The organism is Geodermatophilus africanus (assembly GCF_900107105.1).
Taxonomy (GTDB): Bacteria; Actinomycetota; Actinomycetes; order Mycobacteriales; family Geodermatophilaceae; genus Geodermatophilus; species Geodermatophilus africanus.
The window spans coordinates 24,226-36,655 of sequence record NZ_FNOT01000018.1; the positions used below are offsets into that span (position 1 = coordinate 24,226).

The 12,430-nt window shown below is 71.7% G+C and carries 7 protein-coding genes and 3 pseudogenes; 6 read left to right on the forward strand and 4 right to left on the reverse strand.

Features of this window, described 5'->3' with window-relative positions; translation table 11 throughout:
• Positions 1 to 128: 128 nt before the first annotated feature.
• Entirely contained in the window at positions 129 to 1,349 is a 1,221-nt protein-coding gene (gene fdhA, locus BLW63_RS22340) for a formaldehyde dehydrogenase, glutathione-independent (protein WP_091161169.1), read from the forward strand.
• A 73-nt stretch (positions 1,350 to 1,422) separates the two neighbouring features.
• Here the strand turns inward: fdhA and BLW63_RS22345 are convergent, their stop codons facing one another.
• The 3 genes from BLW63_RS22345 to BLW63_RS27070 all read right to left on the reverse strand — a co-directional run bounded on the left by BLW63_RS22345 (position 1,423) and on the right by BLW63_RS27070 (position 3,093).
• Complete coding sequence (locus tag BLW63_RS22345) at positions 1,423 to 2,520, reverse strand: SPL family radical SAM protein (protein ID WP_091161263.1); 1,098 nt, start codon at positions 2,518 to 2,520, stop codon at positions 1,423 to 1,425.
• A 39-nt stretch (positions 2,521 to 2,559) separates the two neighbouring features.
• Positions 2,560 to 2,691, reverse strand: coding sequence for a hypothetical protein (locus BLW63_RS28685; protein ID WP_280140564.1), 132 nt, complete (start codon positions 2,689 to 2,691; stop codon positions 2,560 to 2,562).
• Between the two features lie 231 nt (positions 2,692 to 2,922).
• Positions 2,923 to 3,093 (reverse strand): hypothetical protein, encoded by a 171-nt coding sequence (locus BLW63_RS27070; protein WP_170856921.1) that lies wholly within the window; start codon positions 3,091 to 3,093, stop codon positions 2,923 to 2,925.
• A gap of 184 nt (positions 3,094 to 3,277) precedes the next feature.
• Here BLW63_RS27070 and BLW63_RS22355 point away from each other — a divergent pair.
• Positions 3,278 to 4,477 (forward strand): annotated as a pseudogene (locus BLW63_RS22355) (FAD-dependent oxidoreductase).
• Between the two features lie 440 nt (positions 4,478 to 4,917).
• Positions 4,918 to 6,048, forward strand: a complete 1,131-nt coding sequence (locus tag BLW63_RS22360; protein ID WP_091161171.1) for a patatin-like phospholipase family protein — start codon at positions 4,918 to 4,920, stop codon at positions 6,046 to 6,048.
• Between the two features lie 82 nt (positions 6,049 to 6,130).
• Here the strand turns inward: BLW63_RS22360 and BLW63_RS22365 are convergent, their stop codons facing one another.
• Complete coding sequence (locus BLW63_RS22365; protein ID WP_170856922.1) at positions 6,131 to 7,306, reverse strand: FUSC family protein; 1,176 nt, start codon at positions 7,304 to 7,306, stop codon at positions 6,131 to 6,133.
• Positions 7,307 to 7,666: 360 nt separating this feature from the next.
• Between BLW63_RS22365 and BLW63_RS28190 the strand changes: the two are divergent.
• The 3 genes and pseudogenes from BLW63_RS28190 to BLW63_RS22380 form a co-directional block, all read left to right on the forward strand.
• A pseudogene (locus tag BLW63_RS28190) lies at positions 7,667 to 7,919 on the forward strand (transposase); the annotation flags it as partial.
• 505 nt (positions 7,920 to 8,424) lie between these two features.
• Positions 8,425 to 12,049, forward strand: a pseudogene (gene mobF, locus BLW63_RS22375) (MobF family relaxase).
• 135 nt (positions 12,050 to 12,184) lie between these two features.
• The gene (locus tag BLW63_RS22380) at positions 12,185 to 12,394 is read left to right on the forward strand and encodes a helix-turn-helix transcriptional regulator (RefSeq protein WP_091161178.1); all 210 of its coding nucleotides are present in this window, start codon (positions 12,185 to 12,187) and stop codon (positions 12,392 to 12,394) included.
• The last annotated feature ends 36 nt before the right edge of the window (positions 12,395 to 12,430 follow it).

Consider the following 12,430-nt stretch of genomic DNA (forward strand, 5'->3'; position numbering starts at 1 on the left):
CTGACGACCCTGCCGCCTCCGAGCCCCGGAGGACCGTCGCGGATAGAGGGACCGGCCATCGGGGCGCCCGGGCGGTGGGCACCGCGGCCGGCACAGAGGCGTGCCGGCGCCGACGAAAGGGATCGTCCGTGGCAGGCAACAAGGCAGTCATGTACATGGGGCCCGGCAAGGTCGAGGTAGCGGACCTGGACTACCCCGGGTTGGAACTCAAGGAGGGGCCGGGCGTCAACCCGGCCAACGTCGGTCGCAAGACCCCGCACGGCGTCATCCTGAAGACGGTCAGCACCAACATCTGCGGCAGCGACCAGCACATGGTCCGCGGGCGGACGACGGCGCCCGAGAGGCTGGTCCTCGGCCACGAGATCACCGGCGAGATCGTGGAGAAGGGTTCCGACGTCGAGTTCCTCGAGGTCGGTGACATCGTCAGCGTGCCCTTCAACATCGCCTGCGGCCGCTGTCGCAACTGCAAGGAGGGCAAGACCGGCATCTGCCTGAACGTCAACCCCGACCGTCCCGGCTCGGCCTACGGCTACGTCGACATGGGCGGCTGGACCGGCGGCCAGGCCGAGTACGTGTTGGTCCCGTACGCGGACTGGAACTGCCTGAAGTTCCCGGACCGGGACCAGGCGCTGGCCAAGATCCGCGACCTGACGATGCTGTCGGACATCTTCCCGACCGGCTACCACGGCTGCGTCACCGCCGGGGTGGGCACCGGCTCGACGGTCTACATCGCCGGGGCCGGTCCGGTCGGGCTCGCGGCGGCGGCCTCCGCGCAGCTGCTCGGCGCCGCCGTCGTCATCGTCGCTGACCTCAACGCCGACCGGCTGGCCCAGGCCCGCAGCTTCGGTTGCGAGACCGTCGACGTCTCCCAGGGCGACCCGAAGGACCAGATCGAGCAGATCCTCGGCGAGCCCGAGGTCGACTGCGGCGTCGACGCGGTGGGCTTCGAGGCCCGCGGGCACGGCAAGGACGCCGAGCGGGAGGCGCCGGCGACGGTGCTCAACTCGCTGATGGACATCACGCGGGCCGGCGGCGCGCTCGGCATCCCGGGCCTCTACGTGACCGGTGACCCGGGCGCGGCCGACGAGGCGGCGAAGACCGGGTCGCTGTCCATCAGGCTGGGCCTGGGCTGGGCGAAGTCGCACGCGTTCACCACCGGCCAGTGCCCGGTCATGCGCTACAACCGCCAGCTGATGATGGCGATCCTGTACGACCGGGTGCAGATCGCGAAGGCGGTGAACGCGGAGGTGATCCCGCTGGAGGACGCGCCGCGCGGCTACGCGGAGTTCGACCAGGGTGCGGCGAAGAAGTACATCCTCGACCCGAACGGGATGATCCCGGCCGCATGACGCCGACGATCATGGCGCCGTGACCACCTCCGGCCCGTCCGGAGGGGTCCCGGCGCCATGATCGCGCCCACGCTCAGGTCCAGTACAGGAGCTGGGCCCGGGGCAGCCGCTCGGCCAGCGCGGCCTCGAACCAGCCGCGCAGCTCGGTCATCGTCTCCCTCGGGTAGACGTGCTTGACCGAGCCGTACTTGCCGCGCTTGGTCGTGCGGCGGGCCTCGTCCATGTCGAGCTTCGTGCGGGGGTACCAGTCCAGCAGCGTCTCCTTGCTGCCGGGCGTGAACCGGTGGGTGATGCACTCGACGGTGAGGTCGGCGTCAGCCGGCAACGCCGCGGCGACGGCGTCGAGCAGGTCGCCGTACTCCGCGCGCCAGCCCTCGACCGGCATGATCGGGGCGACGGTCAGGCCCACCGGGTAGCCGGCCGCGGCCACCGCGGCCAGCGCCCGCAGCCGCGCCGGCACCTTGGCCGTCGCGCCCTCGAAGCGGCGGTCGACCGACGTCGCGTTGACCGAGAAGCGCAGCCGGGTGCGTCCGCCGTGCGGCAGGTCGAGCAGGCCGGCGACGTCGTCGAACTTGGTGGTGGCGCGCAGCTGCACGGGGCCCGGCCACTCGTGGGTGCCGAAGTGCTCGACCATCCGCGCCAGGCCGCCGGTCAGGTGCTCGATCGCCAGCGGGTCGGTGTAGCAGGACGCCTCGAACGTCGTCCCCTCACCGCCGCGCTCGAGCGAGCCCGAGGTGACCGCGCCGCGGCCGACGTACGCGTCGAGGCCGTCGAGCACCTCGTCGAGGTCGGCGAACACGCGGGTGACCGGCGGGCCGGACAGCGACCCGGCGAGGTAGCAGTACTGGCAGTGCGCCGGGCAGCCCTCGGCCAGGTCGAGCCGGAAGTCCGCCGACGGTGGGATGGGCTGCAGCCTGCGCTTGGACGGCGGCGGCACGACCAGCGCCATCGTGTCCTTGGCGGCCATGAACGCGGCCCGGTCGCCGTCACCCCGCAGTGACGGCAGCCGGTCGCCGGGCAGCAGCTCGACGTCGGAGACCCCGGCGGCCTCGAGCCGCGCGAGGACGCGCTGCCCGTGTGGACGCTCGGCGGCCGAGCGGGTGACCAGGACGCGCGACGGCGTCCACAGCCGGGTCGGGGCGGGGGCGATGGGAGAGAGCACGGCGGTCATCACCCGGTACAACACCGGGCGGGACGGCGTCCCTGCAGGTCAGCCCGTGACTTCGACCACCACGGGGGCGTGGTCGCTGGCGCCCTTGCCCTTGCGCTCCTCGCGGTCGATGCACGCGCCGCCGACCCGGGCCGCCAGGGCAGGGGAGCCGAGCACGAAGTCGATCCGCATGCCCTCGCGGCGCGGGAAGCGCAGCTGCGTGTAGTCCCAGTAGGTGCGACCGGGGTGTCATGACCAGCACGATCAAGGCGCATCTGCGCTTTGAGCTGCGAGGACACACATTGACCAAGCAGTGCCGAACACGGCCAATCACAAGATCATGTGCCCCAGATGTGCCCCACCGGGGTCGCATCTCGCAGACGCGCCAACGCAGCAACCCTCGGTCGGTGGGATTCGGGCCGGTCAGTGTCGGCGCATGACGCCGTCCACGCCGAAGGTCTCGTGCAGCAGCACGACGCCCGGCCACGGGCCGGATCCCTCCGGGACGCCGAGCACGCCGCGCAGCTCGGGCGTCCCGCCCGGCCCCGTGGGGATCGAGACGTCGCTCAGCACGGCCCGCTGCAGATCGGTCATGCGTGCCTCCACGCTCGCGGGTCCCGGTCGGTCTTTGGCGATGCTGGCAGAGGAGTCGGACGGGATGGACCCACTCGTGCGCGCCGTGCGGGCAGGGGTGGAAACGCGCCGCGACGTGTGAGGGGATGCCTACCCAGGGCCCGCCGCCGCCGGCGACGGGCGCGCCGACGCGGAGGTGCCCGGCATGACGCGAGCGATCGTCATCGGCGGCGGGGTCGCCGGCCCCGTGGCCGCCATGGCGCTGCAGAAGGCCGGGATCGCGGCGACCGTGCACGAGGCCCACCCGGCGCCCGCGGGGGACGTCGGCGCGTGGCTCGGCGTGCAGGTCAACGGCCTCGACGCGCTGCGGGCCATCGACGCCGAGGACGTCGTCCGCGCCGCGGGATTCCCGTCCCACGTGATCGAGTTCCGCAGCTGGACCGGCAAGGTCCTGGGCTCCCTGCCGACCGGTCACCCATCGTCCGGGTGGGCGCCCGGCCTGTCGATGCGCCGCTCGGACCTGTACCGGGCCCTCCACGCCGAGGCGCTCCGCCGCGGCATCGACATCCGCTAAGGCTCCCGCCTGACCGACGCGCACAGCACCGGCGACGCGGTGACGGCGGTGTTCGCCGACGGCACCACCGAGTCGGCGGACCTCCTCGTCGGCGCGGACGGTGTCCGGTCGACGGTGCGGACCCTGGTGGACCCCGGCTGCCCGCCGCCCCGGTACGTCCCCGTGCTCAACACCGCCGGCTACTCCGAGCACACACCGCCCGGTGCCGAGATGGGCCGGCTGACGATGGTGTTCGGCCGGCGCGGGTTCGCCGGCTGGCTCCCCGCGCCCACCGGGGGCACCTGGTGCTTCGCCAACCCGCCGCTGACCGGGGAGCCGTCGGCCGAGGAGGTCGCCAAAACCTCGGACCTGCAGTGGCGGGCTCGGCTGTACGACCTGCACCGGAGCGACCGGTCGCCGATCGTCGCGCTCGTCGAGGCGACGCCCGGGCCGCTGCGCGGCTGGACGACCTACGACGTCCCGACCGTGGGCCGGTGGCATCGCGGGCGCATGGTGCTCATCGGGGACGCCGCGCACGCGACCTCGCCGGCCGCGGGCCAGGGGTCCTCGCTCGCCGTCGAGGACGCCGTCGTCCTCGCCCGCTGCCTGCGCGACCTGCCGGTCCCCGAGGCCTTCCGGGTCTTCGAGGTCCTTCGGCGGGCGCGGGCCGAGCGAGTGGTCGCCGAGGGGTTTCGCACCAGCAGCGCCAAGTCACCGCCTGCCGTGGGCCGCCTCGTCCGCGACCTGGTCATGCCGGTGGTGCTGCGCCGTCACGACCCGCAGGCCTGGGTGCGCGCCCACCACGTCGACTGGGACGCCCCCGTCGTGCCCGTGCCGGCCTTGGCGGGCTGACGGGCCGGGAACGTCGGACCGGCCGGTCGGCCGGTCTGCCGGATCGCTCCCGGTGCGATCAACCCCCGCTCGATCCCGACAGCGAAACGCACAAGTGCCGTTGCAGTACTACGTTACGTATTTCGTAAAGATCATTCAGCGTTTACTCCCCGGTCACCGACGTGACGCAGGCAGGGGCTGTACGCATCTGTCAGTCGGCGCCTGGCCCGAGCGGTATGGCGAGCGGAGCGAAAGTCGAGGCCGGAACCGCGGACAGTGTGAAACGGGTCCTATTTGCGGCGGCGACGTGGTGCGAGCAGACGATCCGGGGAACGGTAGGTACCGAGTGAGGTAGGGCGCTGCCCTCCACATGTGACAGCACATGTGGCGACCGTGGCGGACGCCTGTCGCTCCGGAGCCGTGAACTGTGTTAGCCGCAGCTGCCACCCTGGGGGTCTGTCATGGCGGTGCAGAACGGAAAAGTTCACACAGCGGTCGTTCTGCAGGGCGGCGGCGCCTTGGGAGCTTACGAATACGGGATTCTTCAGGCGCTCTACGAGCAGCGGCCAGGCTTCCGGCCGGTAGCGGTCGCTGGCATCTCGATCGGCGCAGTCACGGCGGCCGTGTTGGCAGGTGCCAAGGCCGATCCGATCTCCGCGCTGGACCGCCTCTGGCGGAACGAGTTCGTCGTGTCCCCGCCGCGCCCCATCGATCGGCTTGTTCCGCCTCGGATCGGACGCTCGCTTGCTGTTCTCGGCAACCCAGGCATGTACCGGCCCAACCCAGCGCTGTTCACCACGCCGTGGACGGCGACGAGCCTCTACGACACCACGCCGCTACGGCGGATCCTCACGGAGCTCGTGGATCCGGACAAGCTCAACGGCGAGGAACCGCAAGCGATCGTCGGTGCCACCAACGTCGGCACCGGTGAAATGGAGTTCTTCGACCGCCGTCGTCCCGGCGGCCTGACGTTCGACCACGTGATCGCCAGTGGAAGCCTGCCGCCCGGCTTTCCGATGACAGAGATCGACGGTCGGTGGTACTGGGACGGTGGCCTGTTCTCCAACCTGCCGCTGGCTCCGGCTATCAACGCACTACACCAGGCCGGAAACGGCGACCGCTCAGCAATCCGAGAACTGATTGTCGTCGAACTGTTTCCCATGAGCGCACCGATTCCGCACACCATGCCCGAGGTGCTGCAGCGCATGGTTCAGCTGCAGTACACGAGCAGGCTCAAGCTCGACAAGCCCTATTTCGAGGAGAGTGGTCGGTTCGTGGATCTGATGGCGAAGATCGATCAGCAGCTCCCGAGAAGGAGTGAGGTCCGTCGTGACCCGACCTACCAGGCGCTACTCACCTCTCGAAAGATCGATCGCTTCTCTGTGGTGACCTCCTCCCTTCCTGCGGAGTTGTCACACGCGTCGGATTTCTCTCGCTCCACGATCGAGGCACGCATCCGAGCCGGCCATGACGACGCGATCGCCCAGGGCATCGGTCACGTCGATGTCGAAACTCCGTCCCAAGACCACCGGCTCAGCACAGTCGTGAAACGATGGGTGAGGCAGCACTGGGGCAGCAGCAGGTCCGCGTGATCGCTGTCGGTGCACCCGCTCCATGTGAGGGCCGACCGGGGTTGCGCCGTAGGACGGTGCTTCTCAGGGTGGCGCGAGGGGGTCAGGCCGGGCCGGGCCGGTGAGCCGTGGCGGAGATGAGCGGCGGGCTCGCCTTCTCGGGTTGGCGTGCGGCGGCGGCGATCTCGACGCGGAGCCGGTCGATGGAGGCCAGCAGTGCGCCGTGTTGTTTCCAGGCGGCCTGGTCGGTCTGGGCGTCGACCGCGAGCAGGGTGTTGATCCGGTGGCGCTGATCGTCGAGCTCGGCGAGGTGGGCCTCGACGCAGAGCCGGGCGGCGTCCGGGTCGATGCCGGTGGCGATGGGGGTGACGCTGTCGATCGCGGCCGCGGCGGTGGTGAGCAGGTCGGCCAGCGCGGCGCGCTGCTCGGCGGTGTAGGCCGAGGACTGCTCGGTGAGGGGCATGAAGTAGGTGCGATCCAGGACCGCACGCGCCAGCGTGCGCAGGGTGAGGTGGCAGCGTTCCAGCCCGGTCAGCGTGCTGCGGAGCTGGGGTTGGGCGTCGCGGGAGCGGCGGGCGTGGGGATGGAGCCGGGCGCTCTCCTCGACCCGGGCGACGGTCAGGTCCGCGCGCAACACCTCGTCGCGGACGCTGCGAGCCTGGGTGAGCCAGTGGTCGGCCGCGGACCGGGACCAGGGGCCGCGCAGGCCGTCGGCGAAGTTCCGCGCGAAATGGGCCATCCGCTCGGCGAGCTCACCGATGGCCTCGCCGGCCGGCTGCAGGTACAGCGGAGGCGCGACGAGCACGCTCACGGCGATTCCGACCAGCGCGCCGAGGAGCGCCTCGGTGACCCGAGTGAGCGCGAGCGCGCCCCCGGCGCTGACTTCGAGCAGCAACATCGCGGTGATCGGCGCCTCGAACAGGTGCGGGCCCAGCCGGAGGAGGCGGCCGATGACCAGTGATCCGGCGACCACGGCGGCCAGACTCCACCAGGTGAGCCCGGCGACGTTGGCCACGCCGACGGCCACCAGCACGCCGGCGAGCACGCCGCCGACGCGGCCCAGTCCGTGCATCAGGGTCTTGTACAGCGTCAGCTGCACCACCAGCAGCGCCATCAGCGGTGCGACGATCGGGTGCTCGCTCAAGTGCAGCACCTCGGCCAGCAGGTAGGCGGCGACCACCGCCAGCGTGGCCTTGGCGGTCCGCAGGCCGGGGATCCGGCCTCGGCGGACCAGCGTTAGGCGGACTCGCTGGCGCAGCCGCGCGGCTGCTCCAAGCATGAGATACCTCCAGCTCAGGTCGAGTAGTGACGAGGCGGAGGACGGCGTCGTCCGATCCGTTCGGGGACCGCGGACCGGCCCACACCGCAGGAGTGATGACCCTGCGCACCGCCGTGCTGAAACAGGCGGCTGCCGATCGTGGCTCAGGGCTGAGTTGAGGTCAGTCCGTCGGCAAGGACCGAGGCGGCGATCACCCCGATCAAGCCGGAGCATCGTGGTGCCCATGCCCTCACAATGCACGCGCAAGATTGCGACCGAGTGAACAGTGCGTCCCATCCGGAGTGGATAACTTCATAGTGCCGCACATCTCATCACGTGAGAACCATCACAGAGTTGAGCTCCACACCACGAGCGCACCCAGATATCTATAGAACAGCAGCAGTTCTACGCAGTCATAGCCTGGCCAACCTGCCGCTGCATGACTTCGCGCGCAGAAGCAGATCTCGTCCGCAACCGTCACCCTGGCCGGCGACCTGATCGCCTGAATGCAGACCCTCGCGCTGACGAGCATCCGGCCGTCCGCTGGGAGCCCGAGCGGCTCCGTCTGCGACTGTTCTCGATGGCCGGACGCCTCGCCGCCACCGGCCGCCGACGCCTGCTGCACCTGGCCGCCCTTCACCGCCCTCGCCCTCGACGGCCTTCGCCGACTCGACGCCCGGGCCACGCCCGGTTGACCGGCCACACCCCGTCCCGACCCCCTCACCGACCCGGGCCAGTGGAGCCCGGCGATCACCCCGACGACACGGGGGGATTTGTCAGGCCCCGAACCCACAATCACCGCCACGGCGGTCACGCACCCGCTCGATGACCGACCTCAGCAGAATCACGAATGATCGCGGTTAACTCGATCGGGAACCGTGTCCGCCACGACACTCCCTCTATCGAGCCTGAACTCGCCCCAAACAATCAATGGCTTCCATGAACGCTCAACAAGCCGACCGTCAACCGGCTCATTCGATCACAAGCTCAACCGCTGCCGTTGATTTCCAGGCCTTTACTCGCCGACGGCACACATGCTACCCATAGCGGTAGTCCGGGCCCCCTTCGCGGGGCCCACTGCCGTTTCTGGAGGTGGCGTGTTGGCCATTGTTGGGTGGCGTTGATAGATGCACGGCGGGATGAAGGTGTATGTCGGCGCACCCGCCGCGGCCCGGTGCTACCTGGAGGCCGGTCGGGGCCGGGCCGATGACTACTACCTGACCGAGGGGACCGGGATCGCGCGCCGCTACTCCGCCGGCGCCGGCGACAGGGTGCAGGAGCTGGCGCAGCTGGCTGGGGATGGCTACGAGGCATGGGTGGCCGGCCTGGACCCCGACACCGGGACGGCCCGGGGGCGGCTGCGCACCGACGACCGAGCGGTGCGTGTTGTCGAGGTGGTGGTCAACGGCCCGAAGTCCTGGTCACTGGCCGCCGCCCTGCACCCCGACGTCGCCGCCGCCTACGACGCCGCCCAGGACCGCGCCCCCACCAAGATCATCGGCTGGCTCTCGCAGCACGCCACCACCCGGGTCGGGCCGCGGGGCGGGCAGGTGCAGGAGCCGGTCGAGGTGCTCGAGGCGGTTACCGTGCGGCACCACACCTCCCGGGCCGGAGATCCGCACCGGCACCTGCACCTGCAGGTCAACGCCCGCGTCTTCGCCGCCGGGAGATGGCGGGGGGTGCACACGGTAGGCGTGCGCGACTCGCTGGCTGCGATCAACGGGATCGGGCATGCCGGTCGCCACCGATGCACAGTTCCGGAGCGCGCTGGCCGCGCACGGCTACACCCTCGATGACACTGGAGAAATACGGCAGCTGGCCGGGTACGTGGGCGCATTCAGCGCCCGGGCGGCGCAGATCGGGCGCAACCTGGACCGCTACGAACGGGAGTGGACCCAGGCGCACCCCGGCCAGATTCCGGGGCCGGTGTTGCGGCGGGCCTGGGATGCGCGGGCGTGGGCCGAGGGCCGCCCGGACAAGGTCACCCCGGAACCGGGCACCGACCTCACGGCCCGGTGGGTGAGCGAGCTCGCCGCCCTGGGCTATCGCGACCGCGACGTCCCCGCCGGCCTGACGCCCACCTCGATCGGCGGGCTGGACCGCGACACTGCCGTCGACACCGTGCTGTCCCTGCTGGCCGCCGGCCGCTCGGCGTGGAACGCCGCCGACGTCCGCGGCGAGGTCGAGCAGCTGATCGCCGCCGCGGGCATCGTCGCCGACGTCGCAGTCCGCATGGAGTTGGCCGAAGACCTCACCGCTCGCACCATGGCGAGGTGTGTGCCGCTGCTAGCTCACGACGGAACCGCTGTTCCCGAGCACATCCGGGCCTGGACCTCCCAGCCGGTGCTCGACGTCGAGGCCGACCTGACCGATCGGCTCGCCGCCCGTAGTAGGACCGCCGACGCCGACGTCGACGAGCCGGTGCTGCCGCGTGCCGTGCGCGGGCAGCTGGATGCCGGTCAGGCCGCAGCGGTCACCGCGCTGTCCGGCGACCGATCCCTGGTCGTGGTCGAGGGTGCGGCCGGCGCGGGCAAGACCACCACCCTGGCCGCTATCCGGCAGCTACTCAACGCGCAAGGGCGCGGGCTGGTGGTGGTCACTCCGACGCTGAAGGCGGCCAAGGTCGCCTCCGCCGAGGTCGGCACCGCCGCAGGGTCGGCAGCATGGCTGGCCTTTCAGCACGGCTGGCGCTGGGCCAACGACGGCGTCTGGACCCGGCTGGCCATCGGCGACGTGGACCCGGTCACCGGGGGTGCCTACGCCGGCCCGGGGGAGGCGGCACGGTTGAGGGCGGAGGACCTCCTGGTCATCGATGAGGCCGGGATGCTCGACCAGGACACCGCCCGCGCGCTGTTGACCGTCGCCGACGAGGCCGGGGCCCGGCTGGCGCTGCTCGGCGACCGGCACCAGCTCGCCGCCGTCGGCCGCGGTGGGGTCCTCGACTTGGCCGCCCGCCAGGTCGACCCGACAGGCCACCTGACCCTGGACGCGGTGCACCGGTTCACACGCACCGGCGAGGCCGGGCAGACGGTGCTAAATGCCGAGTACGCCGAGTTGACCCTGGCCATGCGCACCGGCGTTGACCCCGCCGCGGTCTTCGACGCGCTCTCTGCCCGCGGCAAGGTCCGCATCCACGCCGACCCTGCGGCGGTGCAGGAGTCGCTCGCCGCGAGCGCCGCTGCTCACTATTTCCAAGAGGCGGCTGAGGCCGGGATGGCGGTGGTGGTCGATACCCGCGAGCAGGCCGCAGAGCTGTGCGCCGCCATCCGGGAACGGCTGGTCGCCGGCGGCCGGGTCGATGACACCGGGGTCGTGACCACCGAAAGCGGGCAGCGCATCGGGGTCGGCGACCGAATCGCCACCCGCCGCAACGACCGCCGCCTCGGCGTTGCCAACCGTGACACCTGGACCGTCACTGCCGTCGACCATGACGGCCGGCTGACCGTCACCCCCACCCGCGCAAACGTCACCCCTGACGTCACCCCGTCCACGCCTCGGCAGCGGGTGCTACCCGCCGACTACGTCACCGCCCACGTGGAACTGGCCTACGTCAGCACCGCGCACGGCGTGCAGGGCGACACCGTCGCGACGGCGCACGTGGTGATCGGAGAGCACACCGGCGCCGCCTCGGCCTACGTCGGGATGACCCGCGGCCGCGCGGCCAACACCGCGCACTTCATTGCTGCGGACCTGGCCGAGGCGCGCGAGCAGTGGATCGCCGTGTTCGGCCGCGACCGCGTCGACCTCGGCCCCACCCACGCCGCCGCGCAGGCCGCCGCCGAAGCGGCCTGCTACGCCGCATCCCGCCCGCTGAAGCAGGTGCTGGCCGACCTGCACGCGGCCTGGACCGCAGAGCAGCGCTGCCGGGACCGGCTGGCCATCTGGGAGCCATGGCGCGACATCCTGCGCCAGGTCGTGGCGCTCGAGGCCGCCCACGTCGGCGAACTCACCCGGCTGGACGCCGACTCCCGGCAGGCGGCCCTCACCGCCGAGCGAGCGATACAGCGAGCCGAGGCCAGCGGTGCCGTCCTCGCCGAGGTGGCCGACCGCATCCGCGAGTACCTGCTCGCCGCCTGGGACGGCGAGCGCGGCGCCGCCCGAGCCGCCGCCAGGGTGGTGCTCGACGGGCCTGGCTGGTGGGGGCTCAAGCGCGCCGCCGTTGCCCTCGCCGGCGAACAGCTGGCCGACTGGGCCGACCGGTGGCGCCCGCACCTGCCCGACCTGCCCGCCGACCCGCACCAGATCGCGCGTGTGGCCGACCGGTTCGACGACCGGCCCGCGCTGTGGACGGCGTTCGACACCACCGCCCACCGTGCCGCCGAACGAGAACACCCCGACCACGCCCCGCTGCACGCCGCCGCCGAAGCGGCCCAGCGAGCCGCCGAGCAGGCCCGGCGCGCCCTTGCCGATGCACATCGTCGACACGACGAACGGCTCGCCCCGCTCGGACCGATCGCCTGCACACCCGATCCCCAAGCGCGGCTGGCCGACCTCGAGCGCGACGTCGCCGCCAACCGGCACCGGCTGGCCGCCGCACAGGCGCGCATCGCAGGACTCGCAGCCGAGCCGGCCCTGCTCACCCGGCCGGCCGGCTGGCTGGACGACCAGCGCGAACGGTGGCGCGTTCGCCACGACGCGGAGCGCACCGCCCGTTGGGCGACAGGGGCACCGGCGTCATCCCCGCGACCAGCCCACCGCATCCCGCAGCCGGAACCTTCCACCCGCTTGGCGCCCCGCGGCGCCGGTCCCGGTATTGGGCGCTGAACTCAGCTTGGACTCCGGCCGGCCGCGGACTGGAGAAAGCAGGAGAAGTTGGCTGTGGGCCGTCACCAAGGGCCGCGATCTGACGCCTTCTGTAGGCGTACCCGCACTCCCGCCCGCCCAGATCCGGAGGCAGCCATGTCCGAGCACACCGCCGGCCACCACCCCGACCTGCTCACCATCAGCGAAGCCGCCGAACTGCTGCGCGCTCCCGTTGCCACCCTCCGGTACTGGCGCCACCTGGGCACCGGCCCACGCAGCTTCCGCCTCGGCCGCCGCGTCCTGTACCGCCGTGACGACCTCCAGGCGTGGGTCGAGGAGCAGCTGGGCCGAAGCGCCACCGGATAGCGACGCGGTGGAGGGCCGTAGTCCCCGTAGGTTGCC

Coding starts and splice junctions, on each gene's coding strand:
- BLW63_RS22345 (WP_091161263.1), bottom strand. CDS start 2,520: ATGACCGCCGTGCTCTCTCCCATCGCCCCCGCCCCGACCCGGCTGTGG.
- BLW63_RS28685 (WP_280140564.1), bottom strand. CDS start 2,691: ATGCGGATCGACTTCGTGCTCGGCTCCCCTGCCCTGGCGGCCCGGGTC.
- BLW63_RS27070 (WP_170856921.1), bottom strand. CDS start 3,093: ATGACCGATCTGCAGCGGGCCGTGCTGAGCGACGTCTCGATCCCCACG.
- BLW63_RS22360 (WP_091161171.1), top strand. CDS start 4,918: ATGGCGGTGCAGAACGGAAAAGTTCACACAGCGGTCGTTCTGCAGGGC.
- BLW63_RS22365 (WP_170856922.1), bottom strand. CDS start 7,306: ATGCTTGGAGCAGCCGCGCGGCTGCGCCAGCGAGTCCGCCTAACGCTG.
- BLW63_RS22380 (WP_091161178.1), top strand. CDS start 12,185: ATGTCCGAGCACACCGCCGGCCACCACCCCGACCTGCTCACCATCAGC.